Origin of the sequence: Collinsella aerofaciens (assembly GCF_018785265.1) — a bacterium.
Lineage (GTDB): Bacteria > Actinomycetota > Coriobacteriia > Coriobacteriales > Coriobacteriaceae > Collinsella > Collinsella aerofaciens_AI.
Genome location: NZ_WQPK01000023.1, coordinates 69,755 through 90,603, shown reverse-complemented (window position 1 = coordinate 90,603; position 20,849 = coordinate 69,755). Strand labels below are relative to the sequence as shown.

General features: G+C 63.6%; 14 protein-coding genes and 2 tRNA genes. 2 read left to right on the top strand and 14 right to left on the bottom strand.

All coding sequences use genetic code 11. From position 1 onward, the window contains the following. Positions 1–244 precede the first annotated feature (244 nt). Positions 245–1,588 carry a bifunctional folylpolyglutamate synthase/dihydrofolate synthase gene (locus GPK42_RS04270; RefSeq protein ID WP_215693751.1) on the bottom strand — a complete coding sequence of 448 codons (1,344 nt, stop codon included), beginning with the start codon at positions 1,586–1,588 and terminating at the stop codon, positions 245–247. 182 nt (positions 1,589–1,770) lie between these two features. Here GPK42_RS04270 and GPK42_RS04265 point away from each other — a divergent pair, with 182 nt between their 5' ends. Continuing rightward, positions 1,771–2,466 (top strand): IS110 family transposase, encoded by a 696-nt coding sequence (locus GPK42_RS04265; protein ID WP_215693749.1) that lies wholly within the window; start codon positions 1,771–1,773, stop codon positions 2,464–2,466. Further along, positions 2,467–2,892 carry a transposase gene (locus GPK42_RS04260; protein ID WP_215693792.1) on the top strand — a complete coding sequence of 142 codons (426 nt, stop codon included), beginning with the start codon at positions 2,467–2,469 and terminating at the stop codon, positions 2,890–2,892. Between the two features lie 472 nt (positions 2,893–3,364). Here the strand turns inward: GPK42_RS04260 and GPK42_RS04255 are convergent, their stop codons facing one another. The 13 genes from GPK42_RS04255 to selA form a co-directional block, all read right to left on the bottom strand. Next, positions 3,365–6,061, bottom strand: a complete 2,697-nt coding sequence (locus GPK42_RS04255; RefSeq protein ID WP_215693747.1) for a valine--tRNA ligase — start codon at positions 6,059–6,061, stop codon at positions 3,365–3,367. Between the two features lie 338 nt (positions 6,062–6,399). Next, the gene (clpX, locus tag GPK42_RS04250; RefSeq protein WP_215693745.1) at positions 6,400–7,806 is read right to left on the bottom strand and encodes an ATP-dependent Clp protease ATP-binding subunit ClpX; all 1,407 of its coding nucleotides are present in this window, start codon (positions 7,804–7,806) and stop codon (positions 6,400–6,402) included. A gap of 1 nt (position 7,807) precedes the next feature. Further along, on the bottom strand, positions 7,808–8,428 hold the full coding sequence (locus GPK42_RS04245; protein ID WP_022095182.1) for an ATP-dependent Clp protease proteolytic subunit: 621 nt from the start codon (positions 8,426–8,428) through the stop codon (positions 7,808–7,810). Positions 8,429–8,591: 163 nt separating this feature from the next. Next, the gene (gene tig, locus GPK42_RS04240; protein ID WP_338404329.1) at positions 8,592–9,893 is read right to left on the bottom strand and encodes a trigger factor; all 1,302 of its coding nucleotides are present in this window, start codon (positions 9,891–9,893) and stop codon (positions 8,592–8,594) included. A gap of 88 nt (positions 9,894–9,981) precedes the next feature. After that, a tRNA-Leu gene (locus GPK42_RS04235) sits at positions 9,982–10,065 on the bottom strand. Between the two features lie 421 nt (positions 10,066–10,486). Beyond that, positions 10,487–13,318, bottom strand: a complete 2,832-nt coding sequence (locus GPK42_RS04230; protein WP_215693743.1) for a molybdopterin-dependent oxidoreductase — start codon at positions 13,316–13,318, stop codon at positions 10,487–10,489. Next, positions 13,318–14,220 (bottom strand): FAD binding domain-containing protein, encoded by a 903-nt coding sequence (locus GPK42_RS04225; protein ID WP_215693741.1) that lies wholly within the window; start codon positions 14,218–14,220, stop codon positions 13,318–13,320. Before GPK42_RS04225 ends, GPK42_RS04230 begins: the two co-directional genes overlap by 1 nt. 241 nt (positions 14,221–14,461) lie before the next feature. After that, complete coding sequence (gene gdhA / locus GPK42_RS04220; protein ID WP_022095186.1) at positions 14,462–15,817, bottom strand: NADP-specific glutamate dehydrogenase; 1,356 nt, start codon at positions 15,815–15,817, stop codon at positions 14,462–14,464. Between the two features lie 251 nt (positions 15,818–16,068). Beyond that, a complete protein-coding gene (locus tag GPK42_RS04215) occupies positions 16,069–16,464 on the bottom strand; it encodes a putative Se/S carrier protein (RefSeq protein WP_215693739.1) in 396 nt (131 codons plus the stop codon). 15 nt (positions 16,465–16,479) lie between these two features. Continuing rightward, positions 16,480–17,112, bottom strand: a complete 633-nt coding sequence (gene mobA, locus GPK42_RS04210) for a molybdenum cofactor guanylyltransferase (RefSeq protein WP_215693737.1) — start codon at positions 17,110–17,112, stop codon at positions 16,480–16,482. 154 nt (positions 17,113–17,266) lie between these two features. Then, a tRNA-Sec gene (locus GPK42_RS04205) sits at positions 17,267–17,363 on the bottom strand. A 36-nt stretch (positions 17,364–17,399) separates the two neighbouring features. Then, complete coding sequence (gene selB / locus GPK42_RS04200) at positions 17,400–19,367, bottom strand: selenocysteine-specific translation elongation factor (RefSeq protein WP_215693735.1); 1,968 nt, start codon at positions 19,365–19,367, stop codon at positions 17,400–17,402. Beyond that, entirely contained in the window at positions 19,364–20,821 is a 1,458-nt protein-coding gene (selA, locus tag GPK42_RS04195; RefSeq protein WP_215693732.1) for an L-seryl-tRNA(Sec) selenium transferase, read from the bottom strand. The genes selB and selA overlap by 4 nt, the downstream gene beginning before the upstream one ends. Between the last annotated feature and the right edge of the window lie 28 nt (positions 20,822–20,849).

The following is a 20,849-nucleotide window of genomic DNA, read 5'->3' as shown; positions in this document are numbered from 1 at the left end:
TTTGAAAAATGGCAGGCCCTCTACCTGCAGTTTTGATTTCGCAATTCTCGGTATGGTCGAGGGTTGCCGGTCAAACGTAGTAAATAGGCCCATTTCGTGGCAAGCGAGTCAACTCGGGGCACAGGGCAGCTAAAAAAGCCCCGTCCCAAATTGGCTGCTTTTGAGTTGCGGTGATATACGGACTGTTTAAGGCTTCTGGCTTGTAAAACAGTCCGTATTTCACCGCAACTGATGAGGGGATGGGTTAGCGCAGCAGACCGGCTACTTCGCCGGCTAGAGTGATGGTACCGGCGGCAACGAAGGACTCGCCCACGGCGTCAAAAGCCGCGAGAGCCTCGGGCACGCTAGGGTACACACCGGCAAGCTTGTTGGCGTCCACCAGGGCAGCAAGTTCCTCTGCCGGCAGGGCGCGATCGGAATCGGTCTGGGTCACGACCACGCGCGGGAAGGCCGGGATCAGCACATCGACGATGCCCGCTACGTCCTTGTCTGCCAGCGCGGCGCATAGCAGCGTGGGGCGATTCTCCACGCACGGATCGATCTCATCCAGCGCGCTCACAAAGTTCTCGCAGCTCTGAGGGTTATGGCAGGCATCGATCAGCTTGAGCGGATCAGTTCCCAGCACATCAAATCGGCCCGGCGTGGGGCAGCCCATAAGCGACGCATCAAGCTTGTCATGATCGAGCTCGCGACCCAGGTACCCCTCGCACAGCATAATCGCGCACGCGGCATTCTGCGGCTGATAGGCCGGCTTAACCATACTCGACGTATAGATGGCACGCGGCGTGGTGCAGCTAAACTCAACCGTATCGCCCACGTGCTCCGGCACCTTGGTCGTGGCATGGTTCACCACGAGCGGCACGATGCCGCACGCGCGGCAGCGAGCATCCATTACGCGCTGAACGCTCGACTCGTGCGTACCCTCACCCAGCACAACCAGACGTCCGGGCTTGATGACCGCAGCCTTCTCCCCCGCAATGGCCTCGAGCGTATCGCCCAAAATACGTGTGTGATCGAGCCCAATGCCCGTAATGGCGACGGCGACAGGATCGGTCGCACTCGTGGCGTCCCAGCGCCCGCCCATGCCGACCTCGAGCACGGCAACATCCACCGCGGCCTCGGCAAACACTACAAGTGCGGCAGCCGTCAGCAGGTCAAAGGGCGTGATGGAATAGGCACGCTCCCCCGCCGCCACACGACGGGCATTCACTCGACGCCCCGCCTCAACAGCGGCAGAAACGGCGCGGGCAAACGCCTCATCGCTCACCACGCGCCCATCAACCTCCATGCGCTCGGGATAGCGCACAAGCTGTGGCGACGTATACAGCGCGGTTTTGAGCCCCTCACCACGAAGAATGGCAGCCGAAAAACGCGTAGTCGAAGTCTTGCCATTGGTACCAGCAACCTGAATGCAATCAAAGTACTCGTCCGGACGCCCCAACTCATCAAGCATATCGACAACCGTCTCAAGCAGAGGCCCAGCATCCCCAGAAATCCGCCCCGTATCAGCAGCAAGTCCCACAGCCTCACCAAACGAAAGCAAATCAAACTCAAAAGGAACGGTATACAAGCCAGAACGCTTAGGCATTTTCAGAACCGCCATTCATAGAAAAATAAAACAGTATAGGTTGACGATAGTCAGACACTATGACCCAATCCGAGGGCACTAAAAAGATAGGAGCCCCCGCTCGTGACCGCGGGTCGGGGCTGCGACAATGATGTTGAAGTGCCATAGGCGCAGCCGCGCCGCAACGAGGTTGGGAGGCTCCCATGCCAAAGTATTCTACCGCGTTCGGGATGGACGTCCACCTGAGGTCGACCACCGTCTGCGCCCTCGACGCGGACACCGGCGAGGCCGTGACGAGGAGGTTCCCCGGCAACCCCTGGGGCGAGATCGCCGGGTGGATGGATGGGTTCCCCGGGCCGTCGCTCGCGGCCTACGAGAGCGGCTACCTCGGCTTCGCCCCGCAGCGGGAGCTCGCCGGGCTCGGCGTCGAGTGCGTCGTCGCCGCGGTCTCGAAGATCCCCAGGTCGGCCGCCGACTCGGCCTCCAAGAACGACAGGAACGACGCCGCCAGGATGGCCAAGGCGATACTCGCCCACGACATCTCCCCCGTATGGGTCCCCTCCCCCGAGGTCGAAGGCATCAGGGACCTCGCCGGCGCCTACGACGGGGCGACCGCGCGCCTGGCGACCGCCAAGCAGCGGCTGCTCGCCTTCCTCGCAAAGCGGGGGTTCGTCTACGGCGGCACCACGCCCGCCGGCAACCCGAGGAAGTACTGGACCTACGACTTCCTGAGGTGGCTCGACAAGGCCAGGCCGGAGGACGATGGCGGGGTTCGGACGCTCGCCGCCCTGAGGAACGAGGTCGAGGCCGCGGCGGAGGCCCGGGCGGACCTGCTCTCCGAGTACAGGGCCGCCGTGGATGCCAGCCCGATCGCCGCGGAGGTGGCCGCCCTCCAGTAGATCAAGGGCTGCGCCTTCGCGCTGGCCGCGGCCTTCTCGGCCGAGGTCGGCGACTTCACGAGGTTCCGCTCCGGAAGGCAGGTCACGGCCTACTTCGGCCTCGCGCCGAGTCAGAGGTCGAGTGGCGGCTCCGTGCGGCTCGGAGGCATCAGCGGCGCGGGCAACGCGCTCGTGAGGAAGCTGGCCGTTGAGGGCTCATGGTGCTACGCCGCGGCACGGCACCAGCCGAAGCTCATGCCGAGGGACACGGGCGTGCCCCTCGAGATAAGGATGCACGGGAGGAAGGGGTCCGAGCGGCTCCTGCGGCGGCGCGAGGAGATGCTCGCCCGCGGCATGCCCGCGGCGAAGGCCAACGCGGCCACCGCGGCCGAGCTCGTGAGGTGGCTCTGGGCCCTCGGCATGATGTGCCGGGAGGGCGCGGAATAGACATGGCCCCCGTCCCGGCGAGCCGGGCGGCCTTCGGGGATACCCCCTATTTCGCTGTGCGCGCGGAGCCCTCCGCATGCGCCTCGACAGACTTGGGGAACCCCGCCGAAGGAATGGAGTGCGGGCCGACAGAACGGTATCCGCGGATATGAGACTGAGCCGAAGGCGTCGATGACATGCCGGGGGCGGACCGGGACGGGTTAACGGCAGGCCCCGCCGACCGATTGCAAGCGGTCGGCGGGGCCATTGTGGCTCTTGACAGCGGATTGGGTCATATGAGCGAAAACGCCTCTGATGAGCCAAGGTGCCGTGAAACAAGGGCGCATAGGGCTTATGCCCATGCGCCCGAAGTTGAACGGCAGATTGGCCATCAGAGGCGTTTGCAGCGTCGAGCCAGCCGCCGTTCGTTAGAACGGCGGAATAGGTGTCCGCAGTAGCGAGCAATGCCCCAAACCGCGTCCCCCAGTACCGCCTACGAGAAGTCAGCAACCTGAGCAGTCAGCGCCGCCAGGATCTCCTTGAGCTCAGCTGCACGGTCCCTCTTCTTCTGGACCACCGCGGGCGCGGCCTTAGCCACAAAGCCCTCGTTGGCGAGTGTCTTCTCGCAGCCGGCGAGCTCCTTCTGGGCCGCGGCGATCTCCTTCTCCAGGCGCGCCTTCTCGGCCGAAAGGTCAACCTTGCCCTCGAGCACCACAAAGACCTCGACGCCGCTGTCGACCACGGCGATGCTCGCAGCCGGCTTCTCGACGTCGGTACCCATGACCAGCGAGGCAGTGTTGGCCAGCGGCTCGATGGTCGAGCGCAGGCTCTCGAGCTTCTCGATGTCCTCGGCACCGGCACGCACGACCACGTCGAGCTCGGCCTTGGGGCTCAAGCGATAACGCGAACGGGTGGCGCGGGCGGCGGAAACGACAGCGCGACAAAGCTCAAACGCGCGCTCGGCGGACTCGTCGACGTACTTGGCGTAGTCGGCGGGCTCGGGCCACTTGGCGATCATGAGCGCCTCGGCACGGTCCACGTTGCCCTCGGCGTCCAGGTCGAGCACGCTCGCCGGCATGTTGTCCCAGATCTCCTCGGTGACAAAAGGCATGAGCGGGTGCATCAGGCGAATGGAGGTATCGAGCACAAAGATCAAGTTGCGCTGCGCCTGCAGACGGCCCTCGCCCTTCAGGCGGGCCTTGGTGACCTCGACGTACCAGTCACAGACCTCGTTCCAAAAGAACTGCTGCACGCTGCGGGCCATGTCGCCAAAGGTATAGTTCTCAATACCCTCGGTGACCATCTTGACGGCCTTGGCCAGGCGGCTGAACATCCAGGCGTCGGCCGGCGTCTCCACAACGGGCTCGCCGGGCGTGTAGCCCTCCATGTTCATGAGCAGGAAGCGGCTGGCGTTCCAGATCTTGGTCACAAACGACTTGGCCTGCTCGGTGCGCGGGCTGTCGATAAGCTTCTTGGTCTTTTTGTCGATGTTCGCGTCGAACTTGACGTCCTGGTTGTTGGTGCACAGCGTGAGCAGGTTGAAGCGCATGGCGTCGGCGCCGTACATACCAATGAGGTCCATGGGGTCAACACCGTTGCCCTTGGACTTGGACATGCGGCTGCCGTCCTTGGCAAGGATCGTCGGGTAGATGACGACGTCCTTAAACGGCACCTCGTCCAGGAAGTACAGCGAGCTCATGACCATGCGGGCGACCCACAGCGCGATGATGTCGCGCGCGGTGACGAGCGCCGTCGTGGGGTGATGGCCCTCGAGCAGCTCCGGCTTTTGCGGCCAGCCCTGCGTGGCGAAGGTCCACAGCTGCGAGCTGAACCAGGTGTCCAGCACGTTCTCGTCCTGATGCACGTGATGGCCGCCGCACTTGGGGCACACGTCGGTGTCCTCGGTGAGCGCGTCCTCCCAGCCACAGTCCTCGCAGTAGAACACGGGGATGCGGTGGCCCCACCACAGCTGGCGGCTGATGCACCAGTCCTTAAGGTTCTCCATCCAGGTGGTGTAGGTCTGCGTCCAGCGCGCGGGGTGGAAGGTGACCTTGCCGGAGTTGACGGCGTCGAGCGCCGGCCCCTTGAGCTTGTCGACGGCGACGAACCACTGCTCGGACAGCCACGGCTCAAGCGCGGCGTCGCAACGGTAGCAGTGCATGACGGAGTGGTCGTGATCCTCTACGTGATCGAGAAGGTCATGCTCCTCGAACCACTTGATGACGGCCTCGCGGCACTCCTCACGGTTCATACCGGTAAACTCGCCGTAGCCCTCGACGACCACCGCGTGCTCGTCGAAGATATTGATCTGCGGCAGGTCGTGGGCCTGACCCATGGCGTAATCGTTGGGGTCGTGGGCCGGGGTGACCTTAACGAAGCCGGAGCCAAAGTTGGCGTCGACATGCCAATCCTCAAAGATGGGGATCTCGCGGTCGACGATGGGGAGCCTGACGGTCTTACCCACAAAGGCGGCCTTCTCGGGGTCCTTCGGGGAGACAGCGACGCCCGTATCGCCGAGCATGGTCTCGGGGCGCGTGGTGGCAACGACGATATAGTCCTGGCCGTTGACCGGCTCGGTCAGCGGGTAGCGCAGGTGCCACAGGTGGCCCTTCTCATCCTTGTACTCGGCCTCGTCGTCCGAGATGGCCGTGGTGCAGTTGGGGCACCAGTTGACGATGCGCTTGCCGCGGTAGATCAGGCCGTCGTGGTACCAGTCGCAGAAGACCTTACGCACAGCCTGGGCGTAATCCTCGTCCATGGTAAAGCGCTCGTTGTCGAAGTCGACGGAGCAGCCCATGCGCTTGATCTGTTCGACGATGATGCCGCCGTACTCGTGGGTCCAATCCCAGCAAGCGTCGACAAACTTGTCGCGACCGATCTCCAGGCGGCTGATGCCCTCGCTCTTGAGCTTCTTGTCGACCTTGGTCTGCGTAGCGATACCAGCGTGGTCGGTACCGAGCACCCAGCGCGTGGACTTGCCGCGCATGCGAGCCATACGGATGATGGCGTCCTGGATGGAGTCGTCGGTAGCGTGGCCCATGTGGAGCTTGCCGGTCACGTTGGGAGGCGGAATGGTGACGGTGCAGTCGCCCACGCCCTCACGGCGCTTGTAGTAGCCGCCGTCGAGCCACTTCTGCAGGATCGCCGGCTCGTTGGTCGACGGATCGTAATTCTTGGGCATTTCTTCCATATATCTCTCCCTGTCCCGCCGGCGTGTCCGCCTGCTTGGTTTTCGCTCGGTCAGGTCCTGGCTCGCGCGAAGAGCACATTTAGTGCTCTTCGGCTCGTGCGGAATCTACGAAAACCAAGCAGGCGGACACGCCTTAGGTATCGATTACTTCAGTCTGAAGGTACTAACTTGACAATCTCACAGAATAGCACAGGCATACCTACCGAAAAGGGACAGGTTTATTTTGGTAGGTTTTATCAGGGGAAACGACATTTGCCCATATAAAAACCGACCAAGATAAACCTGTCCCTAAAAGGCAGGCCCCGCGGTGGTTGCCGCGAGGCCTGAATTCAAGCTATTTAACCGTAGATGCGTTGGGGCTGCTCTTCGCCCTTTACGGCCGCTTCGGTAACGATGACCTTGGCGACACCTTCCTCGCTGGGCAGGTCGAACATCGTCTGCTGCAGCACGTCCTCGCAGATGGAGCGCAGGCCGCGGGCGCCGGTCTTGCGGGCGAGCGCCATGCGGGCAATCTCGTGCAGGGCGGCGTCCTCAAACTCAAGCTCAACGTCCTCGAGCTGGAACATCTTACGGTACTGACGCACCACGGCGTTCTTGGGCTCGGTCAGGATCGACACCAGGTCGTCCTCGTCGAGCGCCTGCGTCTGGGTGACGACGGGCGTACGGCCCACGAACTCGGGGATCATGCCAAAGGCGTTGAGGTCCTGCGGGAGCACCTGGCGCAGCAGGTCGTTCTCGTCGACCGAAGTGGGGCCTGCGATCTCGGAGTTAAAACCTACGCCCTTGTTGCCCACGCGGTCGGCGATGATCTTGTCCAGGCCCACAAAGGCACCGCCGCAGATAAACAGGATGTTGGTCGTGTCGATCTGCAACAGTTCCTGCTGGGGATGCTTGCGGCCGCCGGTGGGCGGAACGCTTGCCACCGTGCCCTCAAGGATCTTAAGCAGCGCCTGCTGAACGCCCTCACCCGAGACATCACGGGTGATGGAAAGGTTCTCGGCCTTGCGGGCAATCTTGTCGATTTCGTCAACGTAGATAATGCCAACCTGCGCGCGCTCGATGTCGCCATCGGCGGCGTTGATGAGCTTGAGCAGGATGTTCTCCACGTCCTCGCCAACGTAACCTGCCTCAGTAAGCGCGGTGGCATCGGCGATGGCAAACGGCACCTCGAGGATGCGCGCAAGCGTCTGGGCGAGCAGAGTCTTACCGGTACCGGTGGGACCGAGCAGCAAGATGTTGGACTTGGCGAGCTCCACCTCGTCCATATCGTCGTCGAACTGCGAGTCCAAGCCGTCGTCAAAGGCAGACACGGCGGCGCCGCCCTCAATCACGCGGCGATAGTGGTTGTACACGGCAACCGACATGGCGCGCTTGGCGTCCTCCTGGCCCATAACATAGGCCGAAAGCTCGTCATAGATCTCGTGCGGCGTCGGCACGTGCGTGATGACCTGGCGGTCGTCCTCGAGCTCAAAGCCCTCGGTCTCGGGGTCCATGGCGGGCTGGGATGCAGACTGACCATGGTCGTTGAGGAAGCCCGGCAGCTTGCCGTTGCGGGCAGCGTCCATAAAGTCCGAAGCCAGCGACTCCTCCAGAATCTCGGAACAGGCGGCGACGCACTCGTCACAGATAAAGATGTTGGTCGGGCCCTTTACGAGGCGACGGACCTGGCCCTGCTCTTTTCCGCAGAAGGAGCAGCGGATGGGGTTGCCGTTCTCGTCAAAGTTGTCCTGCATGTTTCCTGCCATCCTAGGCATCCTTCGCGGCGAGGTCGCGCGAAGTGACGATACGGTCGATCAGACCGTAATCGAGGGCCTCGGCAGCAGTCAGGTAGTTATCGCGCTCGGTGTCGGCCTGGACCTTCTCGATGGGCTGGCCCGAGGCGTCGGACAGGATCTGGTTGAGCTCGCGGCGAGTCTTCTTGATCTCCTCGGCCACGATCTCAATCTCGGTCTGCTGACCCTGGGCACCGCCGCTGGGCTGGTGAATCATAACCTTGGAGTGCGGCAGGCAGAAGCGCTTACCCTTGGCGCCGGCCGAAAGCAGCACAGCGGCCATGGACGCGGCCATACCGACGCAGATGGTGGAGACCTGCGGCTTGATGAAGTTCATGGTGTCCAGAATCGCCAGACCGGAGTAGACCTCGCCACCGGGCGAATTGATGTAGAGCGAGATATCCTTCTCGGCATCCTGGCTCTCAAGATGCAGCAGCTGGGCAACGACCAGGTTGGCGCTGACGGAGTTGATCTCCTCGCCCAAGAAGATGATGCGGTCGTTGAGCAGGCGCGAATAGATATCGTAGCTGCGCTCGCCGCGCGGCGTCTGCTCGATAACGTATGGCACGAGGGCGGAATCGAACTTGGCGATCATACGCATCTCCATTTCTCTCTTGCGGACCAAATTGGTTCTAGATAAACGTACGGTGCCCGCATGCTATGCATTGGCTGGCACCGTACGAAGCAACCGGATAACCGGTGTATAACTTTACCCCATCACGGGCGCGCGCATGCGCTCGTGGGCAAGGTGGCGAGAATTACTCGGCGTCCTTGGCGGTCTCGTCGACCTCGGTCACCTTGGCGTTCTCGACCAGGTGATCGACGGCCTTGGAGCGACGGATGGACTCGCGGACGGCAGGCATGCGGCCATCGGCGATGAACTCGGCCTTGGAAGCCTCGACGTCCTTGACGCCGGCCTTCTCGAACTCAGCGTTGATGTCGTCCTCGGTGACCTCGATCTTGAGCTCACGGGCGAGGGCGTCCAGAGCCAGGGACTCACGGGCAACGTCGTTGGCCTGCTTGTGCAGGTCGCCGATGAACTGCTCCATGGTCAGACCGGAAGCGGGAAGCCAGGTGTCCAGGGTCATGCCGCGGGCAGAAAGGTTGGACAGGAAGTTCTGGCCAAGCTCCTCAAAGACGGACTGCTCGTAGTCGGCGTCCATCTCGTCGAGCTGCAGACGCTCAGCGAGAGCGGAGACGCAACGGTTCTCCTTCTCGGCCGGCAGGCGGGAAGCCTTGTCCTGCTCGATCTCTATCTTGATGGCGTCGCGCATGGCATCGATGCTGTCGAAGCCGAAGTCGGACTTGACGAGCTCGTCGGTGAGCTCGGGGGTGTTGCGGACCTTGATGCCCTTGACGGTGACCTCGACGGTGTGGGTCTCGGCCTCCTCGCCCTCCTCGACCTCGTCGGTCCAGGTAACGGTCTTGACGTCGTCAACGTTAGCACCGATCAGAGCCTCGTTGAACTCCTTGGGGTTGCTGTCGCTACCGGCGATGAGCATGCGGCCCTCAGCGGCAAAGTTGTCGGCGTTCTCGACGGCCTTGAGGTCGACGGTGACATAGTCGTCAGCCTCGACGGCGCGACCCTCGACGTCCTCGAAGGTGGCACGGTAGTTGAGGAGCATCTCGACCTGGTTGTTGATCTCGGACTCGGTGACCTCCGCGGGAGGCATCTCGATCTCGACGGCGTCGAAGGAGGAGAGCTCGGCAGCGGGACGCAGGGAGAACTCGACGGTGTAGGTGTAGTCCTCGTGATCCTTGGTGAGGTCGAGCTCCTTGTAGTCACCGCTCTTGGTGGGGACGATGTCCAACTCGTTGAGGACGGCGGGCTCGTTGGCGGCGATCAGGTCGTTGGTGGCCTGAGCAAGGGTAGCCTCGGCGCCAAGAGCGGAGTCGATGACCGGACGGGGAGCCTTGCCAGCGCGGAAGCCCGGGAAGCGATACTTCTTGGCGGTGTCCTTGTAGGCCTTCTTGATCGCGGCGTCGACGTCGGCGGCCGGGATGGTGACCGTAGCGGTGAGCTTGGCGTCCTTGACGTCAGAAGCGGTGATGTTCAACACGTTCCTCCTCATACTGCCCAGCTTATCTGAGGTGCTGGTACCTTTATGCAACAAAGTGTCGCGACGGCCAGGGCCGACGCAAGTGCGATGGTGCGGGCGAAAGGACTCGAACCTTCACGGGAATCCCACCAGAACCTAAATCTGGCGCGTCTACCAATTCCGCCACGCCCGCATGAGCGCACAGACTAGGAATGATAGCAGATACGAACGGCAAGCGCACGCACACCTTTTACAGGCTCACGACCTCACCACGAGTACGCATCGAATCCCCCGCCGCCCCATCGAAGTTGCGGTGGAATAGGGACTGTTTGGGGCTCCAGTCCTCCAAAACAGTCCCTATTCCACCGCAACTTCGGTGGGACTCGGCAGTCAGGCGGTGCTGGCCATGCGCCGGAAAGCGCGTCCCGGCTTGGGGCCTCGGAATGGGATGCGGCTTCCGCTATAGCCATCAACCGGAAACTGCAACCCGTTTTGAGCCCCTATTCCGGGATGCACTTTCCGCCAGGGGCCTCAAACGGAAACCGCATCCCGCAATTCGGACGAAAAGCGGGATGCGGTTTCCCCGGGCTTGCCAAAGGGCGGCGGCGCCTCGTCTACTCCCCCAGCAGGGCCTTCTCGGGCGTGATCGGAAGCGAGCGAACCTGATGGCCGGTGGCGTGCGCTACGGCCGAGGCCACGGCGGCGAGCGGCGTGTTGATGACGACCTCGCCGATCGACTTGGCGCCAAACGGGCCCGTCGGCTCGTAGCTCGGCTCAAAGGCCACGCGAATACTGCCGATATCCAGACGCGTGGGCAGCTTGTAGCTCATAAAGTTGCCGGTGCGCAGGCGACCGCGCTCATCGTGCTCGACGATCTCGTAGAGCGCGTGACCGATACCCTGGGCAATGCCGCCCTCGGCCTGGACGCGCGCGAGCGCCTCGTTGATAACGGTGCCGCAGTCCACAGCCGCCACGTAGTCCACCACGGTCACCTTGCCGGTGGCCTTGTCGACCTCAACCTCGGCAATGCCGGCCATAAACGGCGGGGGCGAAACGGGCAGGCAGGCAGAGGCATGCGAGGTGAGCGCGTCGCCGCCCGCGATATTCTTGACGCACAGGTTGGCAAAGTCACGCAGCGTGAGGTACCGGTTCTGCTCGCGCGCGGCACGCTCGTCGGACAGACGCACGTACTGGCCATCGAAGACCACCTCGGCGGCATCCACATCCCACATCTGGGCTGCCTTGGCGCAAATCTTCTCACGGAGCTCGGTCGCGGCGTTTTTGGCCGCAAGGCCCGTCACGTACGTGCCCGAGCTCGCGTACGAGCCGGCATCGAACGGCGACACATCGGTGTCCACGCCGCGCACCACGATCAGCGAGCTCTCCACGCCCAGCTCCTCGGCGGCAATCTGCGCCAGGATTGTGTCGACGCCCATGCCGTTATCGGTGGCGCCGGTGCCGATGGTAATGAAGCCGTCCTCTTCCAGGCGCATGTCGATGCCGGCGATGTCCACGTTGGAGATGCCCGAGCCCTGCATGGTGAGCGCGCAGCCCAGGGCTCGCACGCGGTCGCCCAGGTCCACGGCCAGCGGCTTGTCGCGCCAGCCGATCATGTCCATCGCGCGCAGCAGGCAGCGGTCGAGCGCGCAGGCGTTGAGCTTCTCGTTGTAGTACTGCGGCATGATCTCGCCCTCGCGCACGATGTTCTTAAGGCGCAGGTCGGCGGGGTCCATGTGCAGCATGTCAGCGAGCTCGTTGACCGCGCTCTCCACGGCAAACTGGCCCTGGGTGGCACCGTAGCCACGATACGCGCCGCCACGGTTGGTATTGGTGTAGACGGCGTCCCAGCTAAAGCGGCTCGCCTTCACGTGATTGTAGATGGGCAGGCTCTTGTGACCCGAAAGGCCGATCGTCGTGGTAGCGTGCTCGCCGTACGCGCCGGCGTTGGACAGCGTATGCAGGTCGATGGCCGTGATGGTGCCGTCGTTCATGGCGCCCAGCTTAACGGTCATCTGCATCTGGTGGCGCGAGTTGCCCGCGGTGATGGTCTCCTCGCGGGTGTAGCAGCAGTAGCTCGGACGGCCGGTCTGCTGTGTCACGAACGCCACGAAGATTTCGCAGCAGCCCGTCTGCTTGGAGCCAAAGCCGCCGCCGATGCGCGGCTTAATGACCTGCACCTGCGACTGCGGGATATCGAGCGACTGCGCGACCATGCGGCGCACGTGGAAGGGCACCTGCGTCGAGGTGGTCACCGAAATGCGCCCGAACGCGTCGGTCGTCGCGAAGGCGCGGAAAGTTTCCATGGGCGCGGTCTGCGTGGCCTGGCTGGTATAGGTGCGGGTGAAGACGATGTCGCTCTGGGCGAACGCCTCGTCAAGGTTGCCAAAATCGCTGGTACCGCTGCACACCAGGTTGCGCGGAACATCGCCACCCTGCGGAAACATAAAGGTCACGTCGCCCTCGGGATGGACCACGATGTCATTATCGAGTGCCTGGGTAAAGTCGAGCAGGGGCTCAAGCACCTCGTAGTCGACCTTGATGAGCTTGAGCGCCTTGTCGGCGGCCTCCTCGGTCTCGGCGGCGACGATCGCCACCTCCTCGTTTTGGTAACGGACCAGGTTCTCGAGAATCAGGCGGTCATAGGGACTCGGCTGCGGATAGCTCTGGCCGGCGATGGTAAAGCGGCGCTGGGGCACGTCCTCGTAGGTGTAGACGCCCACCACGCCGGGCACCTTCAGGGCGCGCGACGTATCAATGGAGCGGATCTTGGCGCGGGCATAGGGGCTGCGCTTGAGTTTGACGATGAGCGCGCCGGCGGGCACCATGTCGCCCGTGTAGACGGGACGGCCCTCGAGCAGGGCCTTCGAGTCCTTCTTGGGCTGCTTGTGGGTGATCTGCTTGTAGGAGACGCCGTCGGAGCTCGTGTCGTTGACGGGCAGCTCGGGCATCTCAAAGCCCACCTGCACGCCGGACTCGTTGAGGAAGCGGACGATGGCGCGCAGCTGGCTCTCGTAGCCGCTGCAGCGGCAGAGGTTGCCGGCCAGCTGGCGCGACAGCTCCTCGCGCGTGGCGACGAGGCTCGGGTCCTCCTTGGCGGCGCGGGCGAGCGCCAGCACGTTCATAATGAGGCCGGGGGCGCAAAAACCGCACTGTTCGGCGCCTTCGGCAGCCATCGCACGGGCCAGCGCCTCGGATTCGGCCTTGAGGCCCTCGAGCGTGGTGATGGTGTGGCCCTCGACGCGCGCGGCGGGAACCGAGCAGCTCAGCACCGGGTCGCCGTCGAGCCACACCGTGCACAGGCCGCAGTTGGTGGTTTCGCAGGCGCAGCGCACCGACGCGCAGCCCTGCTCGCGCAGCAGCGCAAAGAGCATGGTGTCGGGGGCAATCTGAACCTTGACCTTGCGGCCGTTGAGCGTAAAGGAAAGATCGATGAGTTTGGCAGCCATTAGCGCACCTCACTAGAATCGACGCCGGGCACGCGGCGGCAGGAATACTCGTCCGTGGCGAACTTAGGAATCTGCACGCCCTCGAGCTCGCGGGCAAGCGCGGCCGAAAGCTCGATGCCGGCGGCGCGACGCACAGCCTGGATGGCGAGCGGGACCGAGATGCGACGGCGGTAGTCTGCCGAGCCCCACAGGTTGGTGCCGTAGCTCAGCGCGCGTACGGACGCGGCCAGGGCACGCAGCTCGTTTTCGCAAGGACGCTCATTCACCAGGCCGCACGCCTCGCCCTGCAGCAGGGTCGCGCGCAGCGGGCGGGCACCCACGGTGACATGCCAGGAGCCGTCCCACCAGGCGGCGGTAACGTTCAGCGAGGGAAAGTCGGTCGCGGCCTTGCGCACGGCCTCATAGCTTGCGCGGTAATCGTGCTTAACGACCACCACGTGCTCAATAACGTCGCGCACGTAGCCCATGTCAACGAACTCCGCGAGCGGCACGCGGCCGGCGCCCGTCAGCTCAACGTAAGAATCGAGCGCGAGGAAGGCGGAGAGAACGTCCGAGAAGCCAAAGCGGCCGTAGATGCTGCCGCCCACCGTGGCGGTATTGCGCAGCTGCACGCCCACGATATCGTGGACGGCGAACTCAAAGACATGGTTGACAAGCGCGTTGAGCCCGGCATGACGCTCGAGCTGGCGCAGGGTGCACATGGCACCGATGCGAAACTCGGTCTCGGTCTCCTCGATCTGATCGAGTCCGCAGGCCGAAAGGTCAATCGCCGTCGCCACGCGACGCGAACCCAGGCGCATCCAGATGCCGCCGCCCACAATCTTGTTGTTGCGGTTCTTCTGTAAGAGCTCATAGGCTTCGGCCGCGTTTCCAACACGGACGTAGGTACCGAACTTGAGCACGTTCTCCCCCATCTCTTCACTTGTCCAGTACTTTTAAGTGTACCAAACGAGGGGCCGCACACCGTTTTAGGACAAAATCCACCCACCCATCCATAACTTGCGGTGATATACGGACTGATTAGCCGTTCTGGAACGCAAAACAGTCCGTATTTCACCGCAAGTTATGAGGAGTCCTCCGGGATAGAAAAGGCTCCCAGCCAGATAGCTGGGAGCCTTCTGCGATGCTATGTCGAGCGAAGATTTAGCAGACGCCCTGGGCGAGCATGGCGTCGGCGACCTTCAGGAAGCCGGCGATGTTGGCGCCCATGACAAAGTTGCCCTCCTGGCCATACTCCTTGGCGGTGTCGTCCACGTTGTGGAACATGCCGCGCATGAGCTGCTCGAGCTTGCCGTCGACCTCCTCGAAGGTCCAGGACAGGTGCTCGGCGTTCTGGCTCATCTCAAGGCCGGACACGAGCACGCCGCCGGCGTTGGCAGCCTTACCGGGCATAAAGGCGACGCCATTCTCCTGGAAGTAGGTCGTAGCCTCGATGGTCGTGGGCATGTTCGCGCCCTCACCGACCACCTTGCAGCCGTTGGCGACGAGCGCCTGAGCGTCCTCGAGCAGCAGCGTGTTCTCACGAGCGCAGGGCAGCGCGATGTCGCAGGGCAGCTGCCACACGCCGCGGCCGTCGCCCTCGTGCCACACGGCGTTGGGCTTCTCGTCAACGTACATGGCGAGCGTAACGCCCTTGTCGTGGCCGGAGCGCTTCTTGTTGTAGACATGCTCGAGCACGGTGTAGTCGATACCGTCGGGATCCTCGACCCAGCCGTGGGTATCGGAGCAGGCCAGCACCTTGCCGCCGAGCTGGGAGACTTTCTGGACGGCGTAGATGGCGACGTTGCCGGAGCCATGAACGACGACGTTCTTGCCCTCGAAGGAGTCGCCGCGGCTCTTGAGGTACTCGTCCACAAAGTAGGCTAGGCCGTAGCCGGTGGCCTCGGTACGGGCGAGCGAACCGCCAAAGGAGAGGCCCTTGCCGGTAAGGACGCCGGTCCACTCGTTGGTCAGGCGCTTGTACTGACCGAACAGGTAGGCGACCTCGCGGCCGCCAACGCCCAGGTCGCCGGCAGGAACGTCGGTGTTGGGGCCAATGTGGCGATAGAGCTCGGTCATGAAGGACTGGCAGAAGTGCATGATCTCGTTGTTGGACTTGCCCTTGGGGTCAAAGTCGGAGCCGCCCTTGCCGCCGCCCATGGGAAGGGTGGTCAGACTGTTCTTGAGGATCTGCTCCAGACCCAGGAACTTGAGCATACCCAGGGTGACCGTCGGGTTAAAGCGCAGGCCGCCCTTGTAGGGTCCAATGGCAGAGTTGAACTCGACGCGGTAACCGCGGTTGACCTGAACCTTGCCCTGGTCGTCGACCCAGGGAACACGGAACATGACGATGCGCTCGGGCTCGACGAGGCGCTCAAGCAGGGCGGCCTCCTCGTACTCGGGATGGGCGTCGAGCGCCGGCTGGATGGTGCCGAGAATCTCGGTCGCGGCCTGGATGAACTCAGGCTGCTCGGGATAGCGGGCCTTGAGCTCTTCGAGAACTTTCTGCGTGTAGCTCATGCTTCCTCCAATTGATGGAAAAGAAAAGTATCGTTCGAGGCGCCCCATGCGCCGCGAGCTTTATCGAGTATGGATAATATCGCACTGTTGCGGGAAAGTTACGCATAAGCCGACGAGCAGATGTTTCGTTTTGATTACGATGCAGGTAGAAGCGTTTTTGAGCACCCAACGTGCAAATCGCGTGTTTCGAAGCTGTTTCGTCCACATGTTCCAAACCACCACATTGGGCACCTTTGTGGTGGTGTTAGTGGTTAGAGGACGAGCTGATGGTAGTCGGCGAGGGTTATGCGGCCTTCGGTGGCAGCGCGGAAGGCGGCAAGCGCATCGCCCGAGAACGGCATGGCCCAGCACAGGCCGCAACCCGCGGTAATGGAGCCCGGCAATGGCATGATGCGCCCGGGCACGCCGGCATCCAGGCACAGCTGCTCGCATTCCATCACATCGAAGGTGCTATCGAACGAAACGATAATCTTGCGCTCGTGGTCGAGGGCATCACCGGATGGGCCTTCGAGGTGTGCCTCACGATACGCCGCGGCGGCCGCTTCCTCTTCCGCAGTATGCCCACAGCCACCGCAGCCGCAGGTACAGGGCTCGGAACCATCGCAAGTGCAAGGCTCTCCCGTGTCGGGACAAATATCGTGAGACATGGCAACTCCAATCGTCTAGGCAAGCAACTCGGCCGCCGCAAACTCCTCGGGCGTATTGACGTTCTCGAAGCAGAGCGTCGAGCCTGCGGCCTTAACGATCTGCAGTTCATCCATATAACCAGCCTGAACGCGATTGATCAGGCAGCGAATGCGCTGGCGGTCGCAGGCGAGCAGCTCTTGGGAAACTGACGCACACGCGTCACGGCGCCAGACGGCGCAAAGCGGCTCAATCCCCCGCTCCTCGCGCGGCACGCACACGTCGAGCGCCTCAGACTCAACACGATCGGCAAGCGCGCCGATCAGTTCTGGCGAGACGAACGGCATATCGCAGGCGACGATCGCCACGAGCGGCAATCGGGCCGCGGCCAACGAGCTCGCGATGCCGCGCATGGCACCCGCCGGTCCTTCAAGGTCCGCCACCACACGCGGCACCAGGCCGCCAAACGCGCGCTCCTCAAGATAGGCAAGCTCGCTGGGACGCGAAGTCGTCACGACCAACTCGCCGGCAACTGGCGCCAGCCGACCCAGCACACGCTCGATGAGCGGCTCGCCGCAAAACGCCAAGCGCGCCTTATCGCAGCCCATGCGCGAGGACAGCCCGCCCGCTTGGACGACACAAGAAAAATCGGCACGTCTTACGGTAGTCATACGGCAAAACACCTCCATCGGCATGTTCGAAACCCGACACACGAAGCCAAATACCGCCGCCGAAATAACGGCGCTACGAAAAGCTCGCGCAAAAACAAAACAGCGCCTTTGCGGCACGCAGCAAGACCGCGAGCACAAAAGCGCTGGTAGCGTATGGCGGGAACGTATGTGAATCGAACACATCCAAGACGTTTTGCACGCCTCGCAACGGTTTTGAGGACCGCGGAGCCCACCGGAGCCCATCCGTTCCCAAGTGCGGCGGTATTTTACCAAACCGAGCAGTCAATCTAGCGCAGGGACCTCAGGCCGCCGGCCTCCTTGTCGAGCACCGTAAAGCGCACGGCATCCAGGTGCTCCAAGATGCTGATGGCACGTTTGCGCGACACACCCAGGGCCTCGCGCAGTACGCTCGTGGTGGCAGCACCGCCGGCTGCTTCAATGGCGGCGGCAACAAGCTCGCGCGCATGGGCCTCGGCGGCAGCGGACAGGGCAACGTCGCGCTCGACCTTAACGATCGAGCGGTTGAGCGAAAGCTCGCGCAGGGCACGCGTCATGGTATCGCGACCGAGCTGCAGCTGTTCGCCCACCTCGGGAAGCGCCGGTGCATCCAGGCCAGCCTCGTCAAGCAGAGCGACGATGCGCTCGCAAGCCTCTCGCACCACGCGTGCCGCCGCGGCGGCCGAATGCGGATCGAATACCTCGGCGCCCTCGGCGGCGCACACGCCACGGGAGCAGCCCTCGGCAATCAGGGCCGCGGCAACGCCTTCATCAGCGGCAGGCCACGCAGCATGGGCAACGGCGCCGGGCGTAAAGCCCGTCTCCTTGGGAGCCGCCGCGTGCATGGCTGACAGGGTCGCCGCCAGTGCATCCATCGCGGCGTCGAGCACCACGGCGTCCGCCAAGAGGCCCGCATCGCCCGCGGCAAGCTTGCGAACGGAGCCCTGCGCCACCAATCCGCGCAGTGCGGCATCGGCCTCGCCAACACCAAGATCCAAAGCCTCGGCAACATCAACCGTCGTAACCGGCAGCGTCTGCAGCGCCAGCCAAGCGCCCACACCGCCCGCGATATCGCCGGCCTCAAGCGCCACATACAGCGCACGCTCTCCTTCGGCAAGCTCGCGCGAACGACGGCAACGCGAAAGCAGCACACGCCCGCCGCCAATGAGCATAACGGGCGAATACGACAGCACCACAGCATGGTCTCCGGCTCGCAGCGGCAGCGGCTCCTCCAAGCGCACCTGCACGGTACGGGTCTCGCCCACCGCCATGGGGGCCTCGCCCTCCAAAAGCATGATGCGGCCGACAACCTCGGCCGTACCCGCCATCACGTGCACACGCGCACCCGACTCGAGCACGCGCGGCTTGGCTCCCTCGCGACCTAAATACGTAAACGCCATCATAAAGCGCAGCGTCTGGCCAAAGCGACCCTCCACGCCGAGCATCTCACCGCGATCGAGCGCAGCGACGCCACCGCCCACCAAGTTGAGCGCCACACGCTGACCGGGAAGCGCCTGCTGCGTGTCGCCATGCACTTGGATCCCGCGTACGCGGCAGGCCGTGCGCGACGGCAGCGCGACGAGCTCATCGCCCACCGCAACCGGCGCATCGTGCAGTGTCCCTGTCACGACGGTGCCGGCGCCCTTGATCGTAAAGCAGCGGTCAATCGGCAAGCGCGGCGCAGCATCGGTGCGCTCGGCACGGTCGCGGCAGGAATCCCAGCAGGCACCGACCTGATCGTCAAGCGCGGCCAACAGCGTGTCAATCCCCTCGCCGGTCTTGGACGACACGGGGACCATCGGCGCGCCCGCAAACACGGTACCCGACAAAAAGTCATCGACATCGAGCTCGGCAAGCTCGGTCATCTCGGCGTCGGCCAGGTCGCACATCGTCAGCGCGACCACCATATGCGTAACGCCCAGCAGCTCCAGCACATGCACGTGCTCGCGGGTCTGCGGCATCACGCCCTCGACAGCCGAAACCACCAGCACCGCCACGTCGATGCCCGTGGCGCCCTGCACCATGGCGCGCAAGTAATGCGCGTGGCCCGGCACGTCGACCAGGCCAACGATCTTGCCACTTGGCAGTGCCAGCTCGCCAAAGCCCAGCTCCACGGTCATACCGCGACGGCGCTCAACCTCCAGACGGTCGGGATTCTTGCCGGTCAACGCCTCGATCAGTGCCGACTTACCATGGTCAACGTGGCCCGCCGTGCCAACGATAACGGGACACTCCACCAGCGCTTTAACCTCACTCATCGAGCAATCGCCTTCTTAACGCACGCGACGAGCGTCGTTGCCGCCGTCTCGATATCGCGGTCACCCACGAGCGTGCGCACGTCAAACAGGACGCGATCGTGCGAGGCACGCGTGACGACCGGCGTGTCGAAATCTTGGACGAGCGAGCGCTTGAGCGCGTCGACGGACAGACGCCCGTCGACAGGGCAGACGGCCACACACATCGTAGGCAGCTCGACGGTAGGCAGCGAGCCGCCGCCGGGAGTCGACGATTCCTCGACGATCTCCACCTGCACGGCACACGGGCAGCCAGCCTTATCGAGGCCTGCCACCATCAGCTCGCGCAGCTTGCGTGCGCGACGCTCCAGATGAGCCTGCGGAAGCGTCAGCATGTTGAGCACCGGCACCTCGCGATGGGCCACATCCGCTCCATCCATGTAAATGCGCAGTGTAGCCTCGAGCGCCGTCAGTGCGAGCTTGCCCGGGCGCAGGGCACGCATAAGCGGATGCGACCCGCAGGCCTGGACCAGATCGCGACGGCCCATGATAATGCCCGCCTGTGCGGCACCGAGCAGTTTATCACCCGAGCACGACACGATATCGAGCCCCGCCGAGACCGAAGCCGGCGTGGTTTCTTCGCCTCCGCGCACCAAGATGTCGTCGGGCAACAGCGCGCCCGACCCCTGGTCCTCGTAGAACAGCAGGCCATGCTTGTGGGCCAGGGCGGCAAGCTCCCGAGAGCCCACCTCCTCGTGAAAGCCCTCGATGCGATAGTTGGAAGGATGGACCTTGAGGATCATGGCCGTATCGGGTGTGATGGCTTGCTCATAATCAGCCAGGTGCGTGCGGTTGGTGGCGCCGACCTCGACGAGTTTGGCGCCCGAAGCCGCCATGACATCGGGGATGCGGAAGCTGCCGCCGATCTCGACAAGCTCGCCGCGGCTGACGATGACCTCTTTGCCTGCGGCATGGGTCGCCAGCACCAGCAGCACAGCGGCGGCATTGTTGTTGACCACGAGCGCGTCCTCGGCACCGGTGAGTGAGCGGATCAGCTGCGCGGCGTGCTCCTTGCGCGACCCGCGCGAACAGGTGTCGACGCTGTACTCGAGCGTGCTGTAGCCGCGCGCGACCTCGGCCACGGCTTTGGCAGCTGATTCCGCGAGCGGGGCGCGACCCAAGTTGGTATGGATAACCACACCCGTGGCGTTGACGGCGGGACGCAGGCTCGGCAGCGCAGAGCGGTGCGCACGCCACTCGATGGCCGAGGCCAGCTCGCGCTTGGAACGCGGGGCGGCGCCGGCGCGAATGGCGGCTCGCTCCTCGTCGAGCTCGGCCGTGACGGCGGCATGCACCACCGCGTCGCAGGTCTCCCCCGCCGCCTTCACCACCGGCCACTCGGCAAGCAGCTCGTTGACGGAGGGAATGGCGCGCAGGCGGGCGCGCACCTCATCGGACATGTTCTGGCTATCGCTCATGTGCGACCTTTCAAAACCAAAGGTGAAT

Coding starts and splice junctions, on each gene's coding strand:
- GPK42_RS04270 (WP_215693751.1), bottom strand. CDS start 1,588: ATGCCTAAGCGTTCTGGCTTGTATACCGTTCCTTTTGAGTTTGATTTG.
- GPK42_RS04265 (WP_215693749.1), top strand. CDS start 1,771: ATGCCAAAGTATTCTACCGCGTTCGGGATGGACGTCCACCTGAGGTCG.
- GPK42_RS04255 (WP_215693747.1), bottom strand. CDS start 6,061: ATGGAAGAAATGCCCAAGAATTACGATCCGTCGACCAACGAGCCGGCG.
- clpX (WP_215693745.1), bottom strand. CDS start 7,806: ATGGCAGGAAACATGCAGGACAACTTTGACGAGAACGGCAACCCCATC.
- GPK42_RS04245 (WP_022095182.1), bottom strand. CDS start 8,428: ATGATCGCCAAGTTCGATTCCGCCCTCGTGCCATACGTTATCGAGCAG.
- GPK42_RS04230 (WP_215693743.1), bottom strand. CDS start 13,318: ATGGCTGCCAAACTCATCGATCTTTCCTTTACGCTCAACGGCCGCAAG.
- gdhA (WP_022095186.1), bottom strand. CDS start 15,817: ATGAGCTACACGCAGAAAGTTCTCGAAGAGCTCAAGGCCCGCTATCCC.
- GPK42_RS04215 (WP_215693739.1), bottom strand. CDS start 16,464: ATGTCTCACGATATTTGTCCCGACACGGGAGAGCCTTGCACTTGCGAT.
- mobA (WP_215693737.1), bottom strand. CDS start 17,112: ATGACTACCGTAAGACGTGCCGATTTTTCTTGTGTCGTCCAAGCGGGC.
- selB (WP_215693735.1), bottom strand. CDS start 19,367: ATGAGTGAGGTTAAAGCGCTGGTGGAGTGTCCCGTTATCGTTGGCACG.
- selA (WP_215693732.1), bottom strand. CDS start 20,821: ATGAGCGATAGCCAGAACATGTCCGATGAGGTGCGCGCCCGCCTGCGC.